This window comes from Chryseobacterium proteolyticum (genome assembly GCF_046591535.1).
Classification (GTDB): Bacteria; Bacteroidota; Bacteroidia; order Flavobacteriales; family Weeksellaceae; genus Chryseobacterium; species Chryseobacterium proteolyticum.
The window spans coordinates 376,904-396,754 of sequence record NZ_JBJLWK010000004.1; the positions used below are offsets into that span (position 1 = coordinate 376,904).

Annotated in this window: 14 protein-coding genes and 2 pseudogenes; 9 read left to right on the top strand and 7 right to left on the bottom strand. The window is 35.8% G+C overall.

Annotated features, from left to right (window positions below):
• Positions 1–160: 160 nt before the first annotated feature.
• From ACJ5H0_RS17470 to ACJ5H0_RS17485, 4 genes and pseudogenes are all read left to right on the top strand, one after another.
• Entirely contained in the window at positions 161–2,770 is a 2,610-nt protein-coding gene (locus ACJ5H0_RS17470) for a T9SS-dependent M36 family metallopeptidase (protein ID WP_411250926.1), read from the top strand.
• Between the two features lie 125 nt (positions 2,771–2,895).
• Positions 2,896–3,879, top strand: a complete 984-nt coding sequence (locus ACJ5H0_RS17475) for an EamA family transporter (protein WP_411250929.1) — start codon at positions 2,896–2,898, stop codon at positions 3,877–3,879.
• An 82-nt stretch (positions 3,880–3,961) separates the two neighbouring features.
• Positions 3,962–4,958: pseudogene (locus ACJ5H0_RS17480) on the top strand (alpha/beta fold hydrolase).
• Between the two features lie 146 nt (positions 4,959–5,104).
• Positions 5,105–5,548: an SRPBCC family protein gene (locus tag ACJ5H0_RS17485; RefSeq protein WP_411250932.1), complete on the top strand. Its 444-nt coding sequence runs from the start codon at positions 5,105–5,107 to the stop codon at positions 5,546–5,548.
• 88 nt (positions 5,549–5,636) lie between these two features.
• On the opposite strand, the gene rplS is transcribed toward ACJ5H0_RS17485, so the two are convergent.
• Entirely contained in the window at positions 5,637–5,993 is a 357-nt protein-coding gene (gene rplS, locus ACJ5H0_RS17490; protein ID WP_172277465.1) for a 50S ribosomal protein L19, read from the bottom strand.
• A 297-nt stretch (positions 5,994–6,290) separates the two neighbouring features.
• Here rplS and ACJ5H0_RS17495 point away from each other — a divergent pair, with 297 nt between their 5' ends.
• Complete coding sequence (locus tag ACJ5H0_RS17495) at positions 6,291–9,029, top strand: fibronectin type III domain-containing protein (protein ID WP_411250935.1); 2,739 nt, start codon at positions 6,291–6,293, stop codon at positions 9,027–9,029.
• An 83-nt stretch (positions 9,030–9,112) separates the two neighbouring features.
• Here the strand turns inward: ACJ5H0_RS17495 and ACJ5H0_RS17500 are convergent, their stop codons facing one another.
• Positions 9,113–9,487: a DoxX family protein gene (locus ACJ5H0_RS17500; protein WP_273647409.1), complete on the bottom strand. Its 375-nt coding sequence runs from the start codon at positions 9,485–9,487 to the stop codon at positions 9,113–9,115.
• A 236-nt stretch (positions 9,488–9,723) separates the two neighbouring features.
• On the opposite strand from ACJ5H0_RS17500, the gene ACJ5H0_RS17505 reads away from it, so the two are divergent.
• Positions 9,724–10,332, top strand: coding sequence for a hypothetical protein (locus tag ACJ5H0_RS17505; RefSeq protein ID WP_411250938.1), 609 nt, complete (start codon positions 9,724–9,726; stop codon positions 10,330–10,332).
• A 108-nt stretch (positions 10,333–10,440) separates the two neighbouring features.
• Positions 10,441–11,143 (top strand): annotated as a pseudogene (locus tag ACJ5H0_RS17510) (CoA transferase subunit A).
• Positions 11,144–11,217: 74 nt separating this feature from the next.
• Here ACJ5H0_RS17510 and ACJ5H0_RS17515 read toward each other — a convergent pair.
• The gene (locus ACJ5H0_RS17515) at positions 11,218–13,023 is read right to left on the bottom strand and encodes an ABC transporter ATP-binding protein (RefSeq protein ID WP_172277480.1); all 1,806 of its coding nucleotides are present in this window, start codon (positions 13,021–13,023) and stop codon (positions 11,218–11,220) included.
• Positions 13,024–13,144: 121 nt separating this feature from the next.
• On the opposite strand from ACJ5H0_RS17515, the gene ACJ5H0_RS17520 reads away from it, so the two are divergent.
• Positions 13,145–13,798: a CoA transferase subunit B gene (locus ACJ5H0_RS17520; RefSeq protein WP_099766518.1), complete on the top strand. Its 654-nt coding sequence runs from the start codon at positions 13,145–13,147 to the stop codon at positions 13,796–13,798.
• 236 nt (positions 13,799–14,034) lie between these two features.
• Here ACJ5H0_RS17520 and ACJ5H0_RS17525 read toward each other — a convergent pair whose 3' ends face one another.
• The 3 genes from ACJ5H0_RS17525 to ACJ5H0_RS17535 form a co-directional block, all read right to left on the bottom strand.
• Entirely contained in the window at positions 14,035–14,739 is a 705-nt protein-coding gene (locus ACJ5H0_RS17525; RefSeq protein WP_411250940.1) for a hypothetical protein, read from the bottom strand.
• Between the two features lie 4 nt (positions 14,740–14,743).
• Positions 14,744–15,121 (bottom strand): hypothetical protein, encoded by a 378-nt coding sequence (locus ACJ5H0_RS17530; RefSeq protein ID WP_273647415.1) that lies wholly within the window; start codon positions 15,119–15,121, stop codon positions 14,744–14,746.
• Between the two features lie 234 nt (positions 15,122–15,355).
• Positions 15,356–16,171, bottom strand: coding sequence for a DUF4197 domain-containing protein (locus ACJ5H0_RS17535; RefSeq protein WP_411250943.1), 816 nt, complete (start codon positions 16,169–16,171; stop codon positions 15,356–15,358).
• 107 nt (positions 16,172–16,278) lie between these two features.
• Here ACJ5H0_RS17535 and ACJ5H0_RS17540 point away from each other — a divergent pair, with 107 nt between their 5' ends.
• Complete coding sequence (locus ACJ5H0_RS17540) at positions 16,279–18,543, top strand: beta-N-acetylhexosaminidase (protein WP_411250946.1); 2,265 nt, start codon at positions 16,279–16,281, stop codon at positions 18,541–18,543.
• Positions 18,544–18,626: 83 nt separating this feature from the next.
• Here the strand turns inward: ACJ5H0_RS17540 and ACJ5H0_RS17545 are convergent, their stop codons facing one another.
• Entirely contained in the window at positions 18,627–19,649 is a 1,023-nt protein-coding gene (locus tag ACJ5H0_RS17545; RefSeq protein ID WP_411250949.1) for a serine hydrolase domain-containing protein, read from the bottom strand.
• Positions 19,650–19,851: the final 202 nt, after the last annotated feature.

The following is a 19,851-nucleotide window of genomic DNA, read 5'->3' on the forward strand; positions in this document are numbered from 1 at the left end:
TAACCCGATCCATTTTGTTTGCTGTATCCGCAGAATTTGATCTTTGTTCGTTTTCTTAATATTAATTATATAAGGATGGTTAAGTAAATTATGTTTCACAAAGTAAGATGAGGAAATATAAAGTCTAATAAATTTCAATATTAAAAATTGTTCAGTATAAATGAAAAGAATAAAACTACCTCTTATGGTTGCTGCTTTCGCAGTTATTCCATCTTTACAATTATTTTCACAGGAAAATACTCAGATTATCAAAGACTATATTTCTCAGAATAAGATCAGAGAATATAAAAAGTCCGATCTCACTAATTTTGTTATTGATAATACGGATGCATCGAAGTCATTAAATGGTGATGTTATAAAATTTCAACAGACTTATAATGGAATTCCTGTATACAGTTCCGGAGGAACTGCGTTAATTAAAGATCGTAAGATCGTTTATTATACAGATAATTTTGTAAAGAACTATACAAGATCTACTCCCGTTTCTGCACAAATCAATAAAACAGCAGCTCTTCAGAAAATAGCAAATGAACTTGGAAACACTGAGATTGCTGATTTTTCAATTCTTGGATTTTTTGAAAAAAGCTTAAATAATACAAAATCAGCTAAACAAAGGCTGGTGTATGCAAATACGTCTACTGGAGATTTGCGTTTAGCCTATGAGTTTATTATGATGGAGCCAAAGTCTTCCAATTACTGGAATATTCTGGTAGATGCCAATGATGGAAAAATCATAGAAAAGAATAACTTAACATTATCTTGTAATTTTAAACCGGACTCTTATGTTTCAGATGGATTAGCTATAGAGAATAATAATACATTTGTTGGTCCTGAGAAAGGCTATCAGCAAAGTTTGGTTTTGTTGGCTGATCCTGCAAGCTACAATATATTTTCAACGCCACTGGAAGCGCCTACATTTGGATCAAGATCTGTAGTTTCTAATCCATGGATGTTGACTTCCTCACCAGAAGGATGGCATTCGGATGGTACAACCCATTATACCAATACAAGAGGAAATAATGTGTATGCTTACGAAGATACAGCCAATACAAATAACCCTGGATTTTCACCTGATGGTGGAGCTTCAAGAAATTTTAATTTTCCTTTTAGTATCAATGGAACTCCTGCAGCGAATCAAAGTGCAGCAATTACCAATCTGTTCTACATCAGTAATAGGGTTCATGATGTATTTTATAAATTTGGATTTACAGAATCTGCGAGAAATTTCCAGCAAAATAATTTTGGACTTGGCGGATTAGACGATGATTCAGTTTATGCAGAAGCGCAAGATGGCGGAGGTACTAATAACGCGAACTTTTCCAGTCCTCCGGATAATTACAATGGGAGAATGCAGATGTATTTATGGTCGACTAGAAATAGGCTTTTCTTCTATAATACACCTAGTACAGCGGTAGCCCGCCAACCCGCTGCTGGTGTTGCTGAATTCGGGAATGCACTAAACCCTACTGGAGTTACTGGAAATGTACAATTATCATCCGTATTAGATGGATGTACTGCATTACCAGCAGGTTCACTTACAGGGAAGATTGGTTTGGTTGAGCGTGGAACCTGTGCTTTCGTGATCAAAACAAAGAATTTACAGAATGCAGGAGCTACTGCTGCCATTATCTATAATAATGCCGCAAATGGATCAACCATTGGCAATATGTCAGGGACTGATGCAACAGTTACTATTCCATCTGTATTAATTAGTAATGCAGAGGGAGAATATATTAAAACCCAGCTTTCAGCTGCTACAACGGTAAATGTTACTTTGAAGAATGATCCTGCAACCAGCGTTACACCAGATGGGAGCTTTGATAATGGAATCGTAACACACGAATACGGTCATGGAATTTCTAACAGATTAACGGGAACTGGATATGGATGTCTGAATGCTTCATCTGATAAAGAACAAATGGGTGAAGGATGGTCGGATTTCTTTGCCTTAATGCTTACCAATAAAATAGGAGATAATGCTTCTGTTCCTAGAGGAATGGCAACATATGCTGCAGGACAGCTTCCGGATGGGGATGGAATCCGCCCTGCAAAATATTCTCCTGACTTCACGATCAACGATTATACCTATGGAGATACCAATGGAATGGAATATACGAATCAAAGTGGAAATATAGTTCCTGATGTGCATTCAATCGGATTTGTATGGGCTACGATGTTATGGGATCTGCATTGGCAGTATGTAGCAAAATATGGTTATTCTGCCGATGTTACTGCTAATACAACAAATGGTAGTTCAAGAATATTACAACTTGTTACCGATGCATTAAAACTTCAGGTTTGTAATCCAACATTTATTGATGGAAGAAATGCGATATTAGCTGCAGAACAGGCAACTACCGGAGGAGTAGATAAATGTATGATATGGAGAACTTTTGCAAAAAGAGGTTTAGGAGTGAATGCAAGTGCGGGAGTTAAAACAAATATCAATGATCAGATTCAGGATTTCACAATTCCCGATGAATGTCCGTTATTGGCTACTGATGAAGTGAAATCTGTAAAAAATACCTCAATTTCTATCTATCCTAATCCTTCTAAAAATGAATTTTTCATCAATTTCCCAAGCAATACAATGGGTAAAGTAAGTGTGGAAATTTATGATATGTCTGGAAAGCTTGTTTCTTCTGAAGATAAAATTTCTCCGGATGCTAAAAAAGCTATTTCTACAGATCGTTTGATCAACGGAACTTACATGGTAAAAGTAAAAGGCCTTGGCTTTGAAGCTGCATCTAAAGTAATCGTTAAAAAATAAGCTGTTTTTTATTCAGTTTCAATCACCCCAGGTTTTCCCTGGGGTGATTTTATTTATCTATAAGCTATTTACCTCCTGGTGAATTAAATTATTATATTGTACCTTTGCAGGCTGTTAAAAAGATTATGAAGAAGAAAAATTTATTGAAAGGCGTATTGCTAGTGGGTATTGGTGCAAGTGTTTATGGAATGTTGGCTACATTTGTTAAAATGTCTTATTATGATGGGTATACCACATCCGAAGTAACCACTGCTCAATTTGTATTAGGATTAGTAGGACTTCTGATCCTGAACTTTATTCAGACTTTAACATCAAAAACAAAATTATCATCACCAAGCCGAAAAGAAGTTAGGATGCTGATGCTGGCAGGTACTTCACTGGGTTGTACAAGTTTATTTTACTATATCGCAGTTCAATATATCAATGTTTCAATAGCGATTGTTTTGTTAATGCAGTCTGTATGGTTTAGTGTGGTTGTAGAAAGTTTCTTAACCAGAAAATTTCCCAACGTGAGGAAAGTGGTCGCTACAATTATTGTACTAGTAGGAACTGTATTGGCTACGAATCTTATTAATGTGGATATAGAATTAGACTGGCATGGTGTTTTTTGGGGATTAATGGCAGCGGCTTCCTATACTCTGACGATGTTCACCTCTAATACACTGGCTACACATTTACCCGTCCTACGTAAAAGTATGGTAATGCTTTCAGGAGGATCTATTGTTATTCTGGCATTCCTTTTCTTTGCTCAGATCGGGCCCCTCTATTTTGATGGTCTTAAATCAATTTATTTGAATTTTACCGACAATACCCAACATATTCATTCTTTTGATTATTCTATATTCTGGACCTATGGTTTTGTTCTTGCTGTTTTTGGAACTATCATTCCACCCATTTTATTTAATTTGGGATTTCCAAATACAGGATTGGGCTTGGGAAGCATTATTTCATCACTGGAACTTCCGGTTTCTGTGACAATGGCTTTTGTTTTGTTAGGTGAAAAAGTAATTTTAGTTCAATGGGCAGGGATTGCATTAATCCTTTTTGCTATTGTACTTATGAATTTACCGGCAAAAAAAGAATTGAAAGTTGCTGAACAACTGTCCTGAAAAGATAATTAAGTTGAAAATAATAAGTAAAACCGTTTCTTTTGGAACGGTTTTTTTAATTTTAATCTATAAATAAGAATTCATGAAATATTTAAAAAAAGGCATTATGATTTTAATGCTATCTATGATACCATTTTTATCGTTTTCCCAGATAAAACCGTTAGATGCCATGCTTACGAACTATCAATATCCTTTTGAAGTTCATTTTATTGCTTTGAATACTCAGAATCAGCATCTGAAAATGGCCTATATGGATGTAAAGCCTAAAGAACCCAATGGAAAAGTAATCATGCTTCTTCATGGGAAAAACTTTAACGGAGCGTATTGGGAACAAACGGCGAAAGATCTTTCAGCTAAAGGTTTCAGGGTTATTATACCCGATCAGATAGGATTTGGTAAATCTTCCAAGCCTCAGTGTCATCAATTTTCTTTTTCGCAATTAGCAGACAATACAAAAAAAAATACTGGATGAATTAAAGATTGATAAAGCAATTGTTCTGGGGCACTCTATGGGAGGGATGCTGGCAACCCGTTTTACATTACTTTACCCCGAGAGGGTTCAAAAGCTTGTCCTTGAAAACCCGATTGGCCTGGAAGATTATAAGACCTTTGCTTCATACCAGACTATTGATCAGGCATATCAGTCGGAGCTTAAAAATACAGCTGAAACCTATAAAAATTATCAGCTAAAATTCTATTATGATAATCAATGGAAGAAAGAATATCAACCCTGGCTGGATCTTATTGCTGGTTGGACTTTACATAAAGAATATCCGCTTGTGGCATGGGATGCTGCTCTCACATCCGATATGATTTATAATCAACCGGTTTGTTATGAATTTAAGAATATTAAAACTCCAACCTTACTTATAATCGGAACAAGGGACAGGACTGCAATAGGAAAGGATAGGGCACCTAAAGAGCTTCAATCCAGGATGGGACAATATCAGGAACTGGGAAAAAAGACACAACAGCAGATACCTGGTTCCAGACTAACGGAAATCGATAATGTAGGGCATCTTCCCCATATTGAAGTTTATCCCCGATTTTTTGAAGCCTTATATGAGTTTATAAGATAAAACATGAATTCTTGAAATTAGCCTGTTCATAACGGAAATAAAAACAGAGGTGGATTTAGAATTTTGACTTTAAAAACATTTCTTGCCATATGTATAGTTTTTCATGAAATAAATTGTATAAAATTGTATTACCAATACACGGATTTATGGAAAATTATACCAATACAATAGAAATAATAACTACACCTGAAAAGGCATATGAAGCTTTGACCCGGAAAATTCCTTTATGGTGGTCAGAAATGTTTAACGGATCTTCCCGGGAACCCGATGATGTATTTACTATACAATTTGGTGACAATATTCACAAGACATTTCGGGTAAAGGAAGCTGTGCCTGAATCAAGAATTGTATGGTATGTTGTGGATTCTTTGATCGGTCTTCCAGAGCTGAAAAATCAAACAGAATGGATTGGAACGACTATCGTTTGGGAAATTGAAAAAAATGAGAATGGAATTCTGCTGAAACTTACGCATAGGGGTTTGTATCCTGATGTCGAATGTTATCATATATGTTCCAATGGCTGGGTGCAATTTATCAATAGTTTGAAGCTATTTCTTGAAACAGGAACGGGAAGTCCGTTTACAGGATAGCATCAGAGTTATATGAAACATCTTATATACAAAAAAGAAGCTGCTTACATTGAGTAAACAGCTTCTTTTGTATGTATTGTTGTCTGAATTATTTCTTTTTGTAAGCAGCGTCTTTAATTCTTGCTTTCTTACCTCTAAGATCTCTGAAGTAGTAAATTCTGGATCTTCTAACTTTACCTCTTCTGTCAACTTCAATCTTCTGAAGAGCTGGCATGTTGATAGGGAATACTCTTTCTACACCTACATCACCACTCATTTTTCTGATAGTGAAAGTTTTTGTAGAACCTGTACCTCTTAATTGGATAACTGTCCCTTTGAAGAACTGAGTTCTTGTTTTTTGTCCTTCTTTAATTTCGTAATACACAGTAATTGTATCACCTGCTTTGAATTCCGGGAATTCTTTTTTTGCAATGTACTTCTCTTGTACGTACTTTAATAAATCCATTATTAATGATAATATAATGTTAAGGCTAAGCAACTTACACGTTTTTCGTCAGAGGTTGAATAACAGGTTGCAAATGTACAAAATTAGTTTTGAATAATCCAAATAAATTTAAATGTAATTGAACAGAGATTTTTGATGCATTGAAATCCCAAAACTTAACATATCCTTCACCTTATGATGAAACTGTGTTTACATGGGAATTTTACTTTTGCACGAAGTAAAAATTAACCATTACTCTTCTTATTTTACTGATAAACAGTAAATTATTGAATAGTGCCAATTTAAAAATTATTAGCTATGAAAAATTATTTCTTCCTTTTATGTTTTATTGTCGTCCAGATGACCTTTGGGCAGGCTTTATTTCCTTATTTACAAAATCCGACTCCAAATTCAATGATCGTTAACTGGAAAACTGCTTCTAATAATGAGACTACTGTTCTCTACGGGAATTCTCCGACGAACCTGAATGTTACGGTAACAGGAACCACCAATATATTTTCGGATACGGGATATAATAATAACTACTATTATCACACGGCCAAAATCAATAATCTGCAGCCGAATACAAAGTATTATTATAAAATAAAAACAGGAAACAGCGAGTCGGCAGTTTACAACTTCAGGACACTTCCCATGCCGGGACAGCCTACTACGCCAGACGGTAAAATACGTTTTTTGATTATGGGAGATAATCAAATCAAAGCGGAACCCAGATATGATACACTTACCTTAAATGCATTTAAAAAATTAAAGCAAAAATTTGGAGCAAACTCAGATCCTTCGGATAATGTTGCCCTTACTTTTATGGTGGGAGATCAGGTAGATGTCGGGACGCTTGATCATTACGAAAATGTCCACTTTAAAAAGAATATTAAATTATCACCATATCTTCCGATCCAGACGACTGTGGGCAATCACGAAACCTATGGAACATTGGGAATGAATTCTTATTATGCTCATTTTTATATCGATGAAATTAAATATAAAAATATCAGCTCCGGGAATGAAAATTACTATGCGCAACAAGCGGGGAACGTCTTGTTTATCAGCTTAAGCTCTGAACATACGGGAACGGCTCAGCAGACCTGGTTACAGCAAATTCTTACAGCTGCGAATAACGATCCTACTGTAGATTGGATTATTTCCTTAAGCCACAGGCCATATCAGGCAGAGCAATATGTAGGGGATATCTCAACATGGGTAAGAAATAATGCAGTTCCTCTTCTAACGTCATCGAGTAAATATCTGATGCACGTAGGTGCGCACCATCACCTGTATCACAGAGGGCAATTAAAAAATAGCCCTACCTACCAGATTATATCCGGAGGAACAGCGTGGGATCAGTACTGGGGAATGTCTACAGAACAGGATTTTGATGATGTTCAGAAAACACTTACCGACTGGACATACCAAATCGTAGAGGTAGATGTTAACAATGGTAAGGTAGATGTGGAATGTTATTCGATTGGAGGGATCTATACTAAAAAATACAATGAGCTCGTTGATTCTTTCCATAGGTATAAAAACCAGCCAAAACCTGTTAAGCCTACGATCACCAATACTTTTTCAGGTCCTGTGACTTTACCTTTAACTTTGAATGGAAGCAGTTTTACGTCACCCAACAATGAGCTTTTAAACACAACACAATTCCTCATTAGTAAAGCAGCAGATTTTTCGGTGATAGAAAAAGAATTCTATCGTGATTATGAAAACTGGTTCGGTAAGGACGGAGCTCCTGATAAGGCTAAAAACCTGAATGCCGGTGTAGATATTACGAAAGTAAGCTTTCCTGCCAATTCTATTTCCAATGGTGTGTATTACGTAAAAACAAGATACAGGGACAGAAATCTGGAATGGAGTGACTGGAGTGATGTAAAGCAGTTTGAAATAACGGGAAGCGTAGTTTCAAATCCTACATTTACGCTGGATAAAACAGAATATTTACAAAATACCCCCGTAACTGCAACCTATACAGGTGGTCCAGGTAATCAGACAGATTGGGTAGGTGTTTATAGAAAAGGGCAGGTTCCGGGAACATCAACTTCGCAGGCCTATATTTATACCAACGGACAAACAGCAGGAACGGCCACTTTTACCAATGGTTTTGCAGCTAAAGGACAGTATTTTGCCGGATTTTTTGCCAATGACGGATATACAGAGATTACACCGAGAAAAAATTTCTATGTAGGCCCTAAAGTTGTTCTTCAGGCCACTTCAGATACTTATCCGGTAGGAGGAACTGTGAAAATAAATTTCAGTAACGGACCCAATCTTGTAAAAGACTGGATCGGGATTTATAAGATGGGGCAAACTCCGGGAACCAATACTTCTGCGATGTATAAATATGTAACAACCGCTGCCGGAAATCTTGAGTTTACCGGACTCCCTAAAGGGTATTATTTTGCGCAATATTTTCTGGAAGATGGTTATACGGCAATCGGTGAGAAAGTGTTTTTTAAAGTAGGAGATATTGTTACCGAATTATGGATTAACAAACCTGTTTATACGTTGGGCGAAAATATTACAGCTTCATGGACGGATTCTCCGGGGATTATCAAAGACTGGTTGGGTATTTATCCACAAAATATTCAGACGCCGGACGATAATTTTGTTTCATATACTTATTTTGACGGGATAACTCAGGGTACAAAAACATTGAATGGAGCTGCCTTACCTACGACTCCCGGAAATTATTATATGGTAATGTTTACCAACGATTCTTATACTGAAGTTTCAAACAGAATGCAATTCCAGGTAACTTCTTCAACATTAGGAACTGCTGAAACCTCAAAAAGTACGGAGAAAAATGTAGTGTTGTATCCTAACCCGACCAAGCCAGGTGAACCTACATTTATCAAGAGCGATTATCCAATTGATAAGATTGAGTTATTATCTGCTACGGGAGATCTGTTGTATGAATCTAAAAATGTACACAATCAGCGGTTTTCTTTGGTCAACGAAAATCTGCCTAAAGGTGTATACTTTGTAAAAGTTCATACAAGAAAGTTATTTACTTTAAAACTGATTATTCAGTAACACTTTTTTGATCAGTACAGAGAGGGAACATTTGTTCCCTCTTTTTTTATTAAAGATTACCTAATGAAGATAAATAGTTTACTTTAATCCGTGGATTTTAATGCCCATGCAATTAAAGGAGCCTGCATTAAAAGTCTTGCGAATCTCTGATTATCGGTGTTCAGGCCGAAAGAATCCCTTCTGTTTTTATATTGGGCAATATTTCCGGGAAGAACCGCTGCAAAAAAGCCTGCAACAACTTTTCCCATTGTTTTTCGATACTTTTTAGGAGTCACGATCGTTGCTGTTCCCAGGAGTATTTCTACGATTCCGGAATATACCACCGTATCATCTTTTTTTAAAGGAACCCATTCGGGAACCTGAGCCTGAAATTCTTTCCTTGCAAATGTAAGGTGACTGATTCCTGCAGTAATCAGAAATGCACCAAGTCCTATTCTTGATATGTCTTTCGTTTCCATAATAATGTGATTGGTTGTATGTACTCAGAATTTTATAATTCTTTTATACATGAACTCCAAAATTCAGACCATTAGGATTTGGTCTGTATATTGTCGTAGTAATTGGAATTGTTGGTTTTATGAGCCTGGTCATAAAATAGTTTTTACCGGTCCGGTTAACTTTATGAATCTTAGTTTACCAGTGAATAAAGCTAAAATGTGAGTTCCTTATATGTTCAATTTTAAAAGATGAAATTATGAAACCTAAAGAAATTCCGGGAGTTCCCCAACAAAAGAGTGGAGGATTTCATGATACTGAAAGTAAAAAACAATTTGACGATCCTGAATTGAACAAGCAAAAGTTTTCTGTTTTGAAAAAAAGATTTTTTTCAGTGAATCAGTGGAGGGAGTACAGTGGCGCTTTCACAGCCGATTTTAAATTGTATGATTCAAAAGGAAAACCTCTTGACCGATCTCCTGAAATTGATGATTACATCCGTATTGATATACCTGGTCCCGGAGAAAAAGAAGCAAAAGGATACGATTGGGTACAGATAGTCAATATTTCCTCTCATCATACAGGGTCATTAGAACGTATTAGTATAACCTGCAGACCATCCAAAATTCCGGGAAACTCCGAAAACAACCGTATAGCACACTTTTACAGCAGTAAAGCTACGTCAACTTTTATGATCTCAAATAATGGCAAAGAAATAATGGCAGCAATTTACGGAAGGAATGAATCACCCAATTTTAATGCTTCTTTTATTGATAAGATCAGAAATATCATGGTAGGCATAGGAGGAATGATGGGAATTTCTAAAATTCAATGGAAGGCCCTTTCTGATGGTTTGCTGGATTTTTAGCAATTATCTAAAATGGTGTTTCACTTTTATCTATTTAAATAAAAATCCTGTGTGCCTTGATTTAAAAGAAAATTATTAAATTTAGCCAACAGAAAAATCTAATATTTCATGATAGATAAAAGAGTAAAAAATGCAAAGGAAGCTATAGAAGGAATTCAGGATGGGATGACATTAATGCTGGGGGGATTCGGCCTTTGCGGTATTCCTGAAAACTCCATTAATGCTTTGGTAGAAAGTGATGTGAAAGATCTGACGTGCATTTCCAATAACGCTGGGGTTGATGATTTTGGATTGGGATTATTGTTGCATAAAAGACAGATTAAAAAAAATGATCTCTTCTTATGTAGGGGAGAATGCAGAATTCGAAAGACAGATGCTTTCCGGGGAACTGGATGTTGAGCTTACTCCACAAGGGACCCTTGCTGAAAAATGCAGAGCTGCACAAGCCGGAATTCCTGCGTTTTATACACCTGCAGGATATGGGACTGAAATAGCGGCAGGTAAAGAAGTAAAGGAATTTAACGGTAAGCCTCACATTCTTGAACATGCCTATAATGCAGATTACTCTATTGTCAAAGCGTGGAAAGGAGATCATGCAGGAAATCTGATTTTCAAAGGATCTGCAAGAAATTTTAATCATCCAATGGCCGGGGCTGCAAAAATTACAATAGCAGAAGTAGAAGAACTGGTAGAACCGGGAGAATTAGATCCCAATGAAGTCCATATTCCAGGAATTATGATTCAGAGAATATTCCAGGGTGATAAATTCGAAAAGAGAATTGAGCAAAGAACAGTAAGGAAAAAAGATTAAGTCTTTGTTTGAAAGACAGTATTCATATAAATAAAGCGCCGGAAATATTTTCCGCGCTTTATTTATGATTCTTCTTATGATTCTTCGGGAATTACCATTTTCCTTTCTCCGATCTGTTGTCTCCACATGGCATAGTATAATCCTTTTTCGGCAATCAGATTATCATGGGATCCCATTTCTATGACTTGGCCTCGTTCAAGCACATAAATACGGTCGGCATGCATAATGGTGCTTAGACGATGGGCAATCAATACTGTGATTTGTTCTTTTTCCTCCGATATGCTTTTGATGGTGGAAGTTATTTCTTCTTCCGTAATACTGTCCAAAGCTGAAGTGGCTTCGTCAAAAATTAACAGGTGAGGTCTTCGTAATAAAGCCCTTGCAATCGCAATTCTTTGCTTTTCCCCGCCACTTAATTTCAATCCACCTTCTCCAATTACGGTTTCTATGCCTTTTTCAGCTCTTTCCAGTAAAGCAGTACAGCTTGATTTTTGTAAAGCTATTTGAAGTTCTACCTCAGTAGCCTTTGGATTTACGAAAAGAAGGTTTTCTTTAATGGTTCCTGCAAAAAGCTGGGTGTCCTGAGTTACAAAGCCAATTTGATTCCTCAATTCATCAAAATCAAATTCTTTCCCATTGATATTATTATAAAAAATATTTCCTTCCTGAGGACGATAGAGCCCAACCAAAAGTTTTACCAGGGTACTTTTTCCGGAACCACTGGGACCAACAAAAGCAATTGTTTCTCCGTTTTTTACGGTAAAAGATATATTGTTTAACGCTTTATACTGAGCTGATTGATGTTTGAAAGAAACATGTTTGAACTCCAATTCTTCAATAGCACCGATCTGTTTAGGATGAAGGGGTTTTTCCTCGACTGTTTTTTTCATTAAACGGTCAAAATTAAGAAGGGAAGCTTCAGCCTCTCGATAAGAAATAATGATATTTCCGATCTCCTGCATAGGTCCGAAGATAAAGAAGCCATAAAACATCAGCGATAAATATTGTCCCGGAGTTACAATATTTTTAAAAATTAAAAGTAATAAAGTCAGGGTGATCAGCTGTTGAAGAAAATTAACCATTGTTCCCTGGATAAAACTTAAAGAACGGATGCTTTTGACTTTTCTAAGTTCAAGCCCCAGAATTTTATAGGTATTATTGTTTAAGCGGATGACTTCCTGATTGGTTAATCCCAGACTTTTTACAATTTCTATATTTCTAAGGCTTTCTGTAGTACTTCCTGCCAGAGCTGTGGTTTCCGAAACAATATTTTTCTGGATACTCTTTATTCTCTTGCTTAATAAATTCGTGATGAATGCAATCAGAAATATTCCACAAATATATACCGGCATGATTGACCAATGTAAACGGATAGCATACACAGCAACGAAAATGATACTAACCAGAATTCCGAAGAAAATATTAATAAAATTACTGATGAACTTTACAGTATCTTCTCTTACTTTCGTTAAAATAGAAAGGGTTTCACCACTTCTCTGGTCTTCAAATTCCTGATATGGCAATGCCATAGAATGCTTTAAACCGTCCGTGAAAATTTTTGCCCCGAACTTTTGGGTGATAACACTTACTGCATAATCCTGAAAAGCTTTGGCGATCCTGCTCACCATGGCTGTTCCGATAAGGAGGGATAAGAAATAGAATACACCATGATAAATGCCGTCTCCGTATAAATATTGGTTCAGGTTTCTTGGTAAAAGCTTTTCTTTATCAAAAAAATTAGGATGGGTAACCAGTTTATCGAGAATATTACCCGTTATTGCCGGAGCAAATAAAGAGAATACCTGATTAATGGTTGCTAATAACAATGAAAGAATAATCAACCACTGGTAAGGTTTAAGGTATTTTAAAAGTATTTTCATTCTGTTAAATAATGTTGCAAAATTAGAGATATTATTTCGACTTATTATGTTAATAATTTTCAATAACAAAGCCCTTTTGTATTCTATTGAAAATAATTAAATTGCAGTCTAAGTTTTTACTATGCTCACAAAAGAACAAATTGCTAAAAGAATCTCAAAAGAATTAAAAGATCGTTATTATGTAAATCTGGGAATAGGGATTCCCACTTTGGTTGCCAACTACGTTCCTGATGGCATTTCAGTAGAATTTCAGAGTGAAAATGGAGTTTTGGGAATGGGACCTTTCCCTTTTGAAGGAGAAGAAGATGCTGATATCATCAATGCAGGAAAGCAGACCATTACGATACTACCAGGAGGTTCATTTTTTGATTCCGCTTTTAGTTTTGGGATGATCCGTGGACAGAAAGTAGATCTTACGATCCTTGGCGCAATGGAAGTTTCTGAAAATGGAGATATTGCCAACTGGAAGATTCCTGGAAAAATGGTAAAAGGAATGGGCGGAGCAATGGATTTGGTAGCTTCTGCTGAAAATATCATTGTTGCGATGATGCATGTAAATAAAGCAGGAGAAAGTAAAATCCTGAAAAAATGTACACTTCCTTTAACAGGAGTAAATTGTGTGAAAAGAGTGGTTACGGAACTCGCTGTTTTAGATGTAACACCAGCTGGTTTTAAGCTTGTTGAAAGAGCACCGGGAGTGTCCGTAGAGCATATTGTACAATCTACAGAAGCAGATCTGATCATTGAAGGAGAAATTCCCGAAATGCAATTTTAATAAAAAAAACAAAAGAAAGGCTGTCATCATTAACAGCCTTTTTTATCATCGGTTAATTAAGTTTCATTAGTTTTTCAGGAAGAGCAGGAAGCTTTGTTTGTGGATTTATTTCATCGTTGTTCCAGAAACTTATTACGCAGCTTATATTTTGATCTCGTATATTTTCTGCGATATAGTAGATTGTTAAAGACTTTCCGCCGGACATTTTTGTAAGAACAGAAGTTAGGCCCGTAAAGTCATACACTATTTTTTTTTGCTTTTGTAGGTACATCCAGAAAATTAATATCAATCATTTCTTCGGATGTAATTTTTCCCCCTCCTTTAGATTTTGTTACATTCAATTGGTTTTCAACAGCTTCTTTTGCATCCTGTAATGTTCTGTGAACAGACCAGTTCATCTCACCAGCATATGGGCATTGAACTGTATTGAGGAAGGTCCAGTAACAATTACTGCCAAGTTCTATTTTTCTTCCGGCAAAATTAATTGAACTGATATTCATAGAAACAAAATTCTCCTCCGGAATTCTATTCTCAATAATTGCATTAACGAGCTTTTCTTCAGTATCTTGATCTGTTTTTCCGTTTTTTATAAACCATACTACAGTGATTGTCTTATTCGGATTTTCAACGAAATAATAATTATTTGTTTGAAAGCTGTTTCCTGAAATTTTTTGTTGTTTGGTTAGAAAGAAGTTTTTACTATTGATTTTCTCATCTCTTCTTTTTAGTTCAGAATCTGAAATTTTATGTTTTTTTAAAACCTTTGAAAGCCCTTTTTCATCAAAAGAATTATTGAAAACCTCACTTGTAACACTATATCCATCTATATTGTACCAGATTTTGCCATTATTATTCAACGCGGAAAGTCTTGTGAGGATATTATTTTCCTGAGAAAAGCACATTGAACAGAAGAAAATGGTTAAGATTTTAAAGATCTTCATGTCCTTATTTATTAATGGTAAATGTATATGTGGGAACATTATCTTTGGATCCCTTTTTCCAATTTTCTGCAAGTTGAGGATCATTTAATTCCACACCATCTACTGGTGATATATCGAACTTTGAAAACCATTTTTGAGGATTAGTACCGTCTTTTTTGAAATAAGTCTGCCTCACAATAATACTGTCATGAGGTTTTACCGTAAAAGAATTAGAGACTTCCTGTGCTCCAAAACTTTGCGACATTTTGATAACACTAGAGGTAAAGCTAACGGGCTTATCTGAAGTGTTTTTCACAATAAAGGCTGTCATAGGACTTCCGGACATGGGTAAACAAGCTGCGAACAGACTGAAAACAAGAAAAGCATACATTAATTTTTTCATGGTTGTTTATTTTTGTGTTTGTTGATTTACTTCGCTGATTGTATTTTATATACGGAATTGAAGTTATGAAAAAATTGTTATGTTTACAGAATTCCTGACTATTATATCTTAAAAAAGAAGAATTACATGATTTGCAATACAATTTAATACGAAAGGCTGCTCAAATTCTGAAACAGCCTTTTTATTTTGTATCTAGATGTTATAAATTGAGTTTTTTCAACTATTCATAATTGATTATTTACCGTCCTGAGCTCCAAAAACTTTTTGTAAAATACTGGTAGTTCTCATGGCTGGAGTATTTCTGATCCCGTTTTCTTTATCTGCAACCATTTTGAAAACGCCATTAATTGTTTCTGTAGTCACATATTCATTCAAATCAGTAGTTACAGATTGCCCTGTAAAAGTATTGTACTTTGAAATAAGGCTTTTCCAAAGGGTGTCAGCTCCCACTTTTCCCAATGAAGCCTGTACTTTTGGCTGGAACGCTGTAAAGAGCTGGTTCTGGGTTTTAGTTTGCAGATAATTAGTCGCCGCATGATTTGAGCCCAATAAAATATTTTTGGCATCAGTAATTGTCATTGATGTAATGGCATTGGTGAAAATAGGAGCAGCTTCTGTTACGGCATCTTCAGCAGCTCTGTTTAATAATTTCACTCCCTCATCAGCGAGTTTTCCCATTCCCAAAGAACGCAAGGTCGTGTCTACCTTTCTTAGTTTTTCGGGCATTAAAATTTTTACGGCTTCATTTTTGAAAAAACCATCAGTTAAAGCAAGCTTCTTCACACCATCATTCACTCCCATACTTAAGGCTTCCTTTAATCCGGACGAAATTTGGGTAGAAGTAAGATTATTCAGATTAACTGAAGAGGCTCTGTTGGGTGATGGAGTTGTGATTACAGTTGTTCCTGTAGAAGTGTTCTTTATTTTTCCTGTATTGTTAAGGTCAACCCCTGTTTTTTCCTTAACTGTAGATTTTATGATATCTAAAAGTTGTGCTTGTGCTGAAAATGAAAACACCAGACTTACCGCTAAAAAAATTGTTTTTCTCATTGTATATTTTTGCAAAATTAGATCTTTTATATCATAATAGGTTAAATAATTCACTGACTTTTTTCAGAAATTAATTATATTCGCTTAAATCTAAATTACACAAAATAATGCGTTTATTATTGGTCTTTTCCCTTATGATTTCCAATCTGTTTTTTTCGCAAACTAAACCAAGTTTAATTCCTTACCCACAAAGTTTAACGATTCAGGAAGGTAAATTTGTGATCCCCAAAACATTGATACTGAATGATAAACTTCCAAAAGAGGAAACGGAATATTTCAAAAAGCATCTTGGTGCTCGCGTTACATTTCAATCCTCAGGAAGTACGGAAAAAGTTCATATAATGCATATGCTGATTCCACAACCCAAAATGCCGATTGACCCGCAGGGTGATAAAGAAAGATATTCTATTGATATTTCTCCCAAAAGGATTTTTATAAGTTCTTACACTAAACAAGGTTATTTTCTTGCTATTCAAACCTTGATCCAGTTGTTTGATGAGTATCAGGAAAAAGGAGAGATTCCCGCTATGGAAATTAAAGATAATCCAAAATTTGCATGGAGAGGAATGCATCTGGATGTTTGCCGTCATTTCTTTACGGTAGATGAAGTAAAGCAGTATATTGATTATCTGGCCATGTATAAGCTAAATACCTTTCACTGGCATTTAACCGATGATCAGGGATGGAGAATTGAAATCAAGAAATATCCGAAGCTGACTGAAATTGGCTCCAGGAGAAAAGAATCTATGATTGGAGCCTATGTAGATAATACCTTTGACGGAAAACCATATGGCCCTTATTTTTATACTCAGGAACAGATTAAGGATGTGGTTAAGTATGCAGAACAGCGTCATATTACAATTGTACCTGAAATTGAAATGCCCGGACATGCTTTAGCAGCACTTTCGGCCTATCCTGAGTTGGCGTGTACGAAAGGACCTTTTGAACCTGCCACAAAGTGGGGCGTCTTTGATGATGTTTTTTGTCCTAAAAAAGAAACATTTACATTTTTAGAAAATGTCCTGGATGAGGTGATAAAGTTATTTCCTTCTCAGTATATCCATATTGGTGGGGATGAATGTCCTAAGACACGATGGAAAGAGTGCCCGCATTGTCAGGAGCTGATCAAAAAGAACAATCTGAAAGATGAGCATGGATTACAAAGCTATTTTATCCAGACTATAGAAAAATATGTAAATAGCAAAGGGCGGAAAATAATCGGATGGGATGAGATTCTGGAAGGAGGTCTGGCGCCAAACGCTGCCGTAATGAGCTGGACAGGTGTCAATGGAGGTATTGAAGCTGCAAAATCAAAACATTTTGCTGTAATGACTCCCGGAGCTTTCTGTTATTTTGACCATTATCAGGGGGATCCCCAGTCCGAACCTAATGCTTTTGGAGGATTTACTCCTTTAGATAAAGTATATTCTTACGATCCGGTTCCTTCAGAGCTTACTGCTGAGGAAGCTAAATACATTTTAGGTGTTCAGGCTAACTTATGGACCGAATATATATTGGATTTTAAGCATGTCCAGTATATGATTTTTCCAAGAATAATGGCACTTTCAGAAGTAGCATGGGGAACTTCTGATCCTAAGAATTATAAAGAATTTGAAAACAGGGTTATCCGGCAGTTTAAGGTTTTAGATAAAATGAAGATCAACTATGCGAAAAGCATTTATAATATTTCAGGAAAAGTAACACCTTCTGCCAAAGGTGTTGCATATGAATTATCAACTTCTCAAAATTCCCAGGGAATAAAATATACAACCGATGGTACAGATCCAACAGTAAATTCACCATCTTATAAGGAGCCTATCCCTGTTTCAAGAGCCATGACCATAAAGTCTGCCTATTTCGAAGATGGACAGATAAAAAGTGCGGTTTCTTCCCAATCATTTATTCCTTCCAAAACAACGGGAAAGAAGATCACTCTGGAACAACAGCCCAGCGAAAATTATTCTTTTGGCGGAGCGTTTACTTTGGTGGACGGAATTTTGGGTAATCAAAAACAGCTGGGAAAAACATGGTTAGGCTTTCAGGGAAAAGATGTTGTAGCAGTTATTGACTTACGAGTAAAAACTCAGTTTTCAGAAGTTTATTTTAATACCCTTGAAAATAAAGGAAGCTGGATTCATTTAGCCAAAGGAGCACAGATCTTTATTTCTGATGATAATGTAAATTTTAAAATGATCAAAGAAATTGGAAAAGATGAAATTCAGAATGTAAAAGGAAAAGTAAAACTCAATGTTGGTAATCAGAACGCGGCATATATTAAAGTTAAAATTGAAAATGCAGGAATTATTCCTGCCGGAAATCCGGGAGCTGATTCTAAAGCCTGGCTTTTTGTAGATGAGATTGGGATGAATTAATCAATATCAGAAAGCATTAGGAGACCAGGGAGTAAGATCTATTGAAATTATATCATATTGGATTATAATAGTGAATGGATTACTTACTTTCGTTTCTGTATCGACTTTTTCTCAGTTTCCAGAAATTGATACACCGGAAAGGCATCTCCCTGATTCGTCAAAGCAATAATACAGGTATTGTCGCTCAGGTCTCTCCAGATAATACTTCTGAATCCATTGATTCCACCGGTATGCATAGCGGTATCGTCAGAAATGTACCATCCGAATGCATAATCACTCGTTTTTCCATTTTTTAAAACGGGCAGTTCATACATAATTTTTGTGTTTTCCTTATTCAGTAACTGATGCTTTCTTAAAGCCTGGTCGAATTTATATAGATCCCATGTCGTAGAATAGATTCCGCCATCCCCCAATGTTAAAAGAAAATAATCATCCGGTTTTTTATCTATATCATACGCTTTGGCAATATCGGAAGGCGGTACCGTTTGAGCATCAAAAACAAATGAATGCTGCATATTCAAAGGAGCAAAAATTCTATTTTGAATAAAATCTTTATATGACTCTCCGGATACAGCCTCTATAATTTGCCCAAGTATGATATATCCACTATTACAATATTCGAATTGACTGCCGGAAGGAAATGTTAATCCGGGTTGCTTTTTTAGAAAGGCCAGGACATCTTCATTGGTGATCCTGTTATCTGAGATCAAAACATTCTCATAATCCTTTAATCCTGAAGTGTGGTTAAGCAATTGTCTGATACTGATATTTTGTGCATATTCCGGAAGGTCCATTAGATATTGGCTTGCTTTATCATCAAACGACAACTTGTGCTCCTGCTGTAAAAGCATAATCGTTGTTGCAGTAAAAGGTTTGGTTACAGACGCAATACAGAACGGCGTATCCTTGGTCATAAGTTTTTTGTCTTCAAAATTTTTATATCCCAATGCTGTATCACATATTATTTTTCCTTTTTCAACTATGAGAACGGTACCATTAAATTTTCCTTTCTTGTAAAAATTTATAAGAATATCTTTTTCTGATTTTTTGTTGCAGGAAAATAAAATGAATAAAACACAACTTAAAATAACTGAAATTCTGATCATGGTTGAAAAAGTTTAACATACAATAAGTCAGTAATGTAAATGAAAAGTTACAGGGGTGAATTTTCCATCTTGCTGATATGAATTCCGAAATATTCCGATCAATAATATGAAGATTGTTTTTATGACTTTTTGTAATGAGGATTGCTAAACGCGATGAGATAGGATCTGTTGTTTTTTTACTTTTGTACCAGCAGGAAAATTG

Excerpts from the sequence above, each read along its gene's own strand:
- ACJ5H0_RS17540 (WP_411250946.1), top strand. The coding sequence starts at position 16,279 with ATGCGTTTATTATTGGTCTTTTCCCTTATGATTTCCAATCTGTTTTTT.
- ACJ5H0_RS17470 (WP_411250926.1), top strand. The coding sequence starts at position 161 with ATGAAAAGAATAAAACTACCTCTTATGGTTGCTGCTTTCGCAGTTATT.
- ACJ5H0_RS17495 (WP_411250935.1), top strand. The coding sequence starts at position 6,291 with ATGAAAAATTATTTCTTCCTTTTATGTTTTATTGTCGTCCAGATGACC.
- ACJ5H0_RS17505 (WP_411250938.1), top strand. The coding sequence starts at position 9,724 with ATGAAACCTAAAGAAATTCCGGGAGTTCCCCAACAAAAGAGTGGAGGA.
- ACJ5H0_RS17485 (WP_411250932.1), top strand. The coding sequence starts at position 5,105 with ATGGAAAATTATACCAATACAATAGAAATAATAACTACACCTGAAAAG.
- ACJ5H0_RS17520 (WP_099766518.1), top strand. The coding sequence starts at position 13,145 with ATGCTCACAAAAGAACAAATTGCTAAAAGAATCTCAAAAGAATTAAAA.
- rplS (WP_172277465.1), bottom strand. The coding sequence starts at position 5,993 with ATGGATTTATTAAAGTACGTACAAGAGAAGTACATTGCAAAAAAAGAA.
- ACJ5H0_RS17525 (WP_411250940.1), bottom strand. The coding sequence starts at position 14,739 with ATGAAGATCTTTAAAATCTTAACCATTTTCTTCTGTTCAATGTGCTTT.
- ACJ5H0_RS17500 (WP_273647409.1), bottom strand. The coding sequence starts at position 9,487 with ATGGAAACGAAAGACATATCAAGAATAGGACTTGGTGCATTTCTGATT.
- ACJ5H0_RS17530 (WP_273647415.1), bottom strand. The coding sequence starts at position 15,121 with ATGAAAAAATTAATGTATGCTTTTCTTGTTTTCAGTCTGTTCGCAGCT.
- ACJ5H0_RS17515 (WP_172277480.1), bottom strand. The coding sequence starts at position 13,023 with ATGAAAATACTTTTAAAATACCTTAAACCTTACCAGTGGTTGATTATT.
- ACJ5H0_RS17545 (WP_411250949.1), bottom strand. The coding sequence starts at position 19,649 with ATGATCAGAATTTCAGTTATTTTAAGTTGTGTTTTATTCATTTTATTT.
- ACJ5H0_RS17475 (WP_411250929.1), top strand. The coding sequence starts at position 2,896 with ATGAAGAAGAAAAATTTATTGAAAGGCGTATTGCTAGTGGGTATTGGT.
- ACJ5H0_RS17535 (WP_411250943.1), bottom strand. The coding sequence starts at position 16,171 with ATGAGAAAAACAATTTTTTTAGCGGTAAGTCTGGTGTTTTCATTTTCA.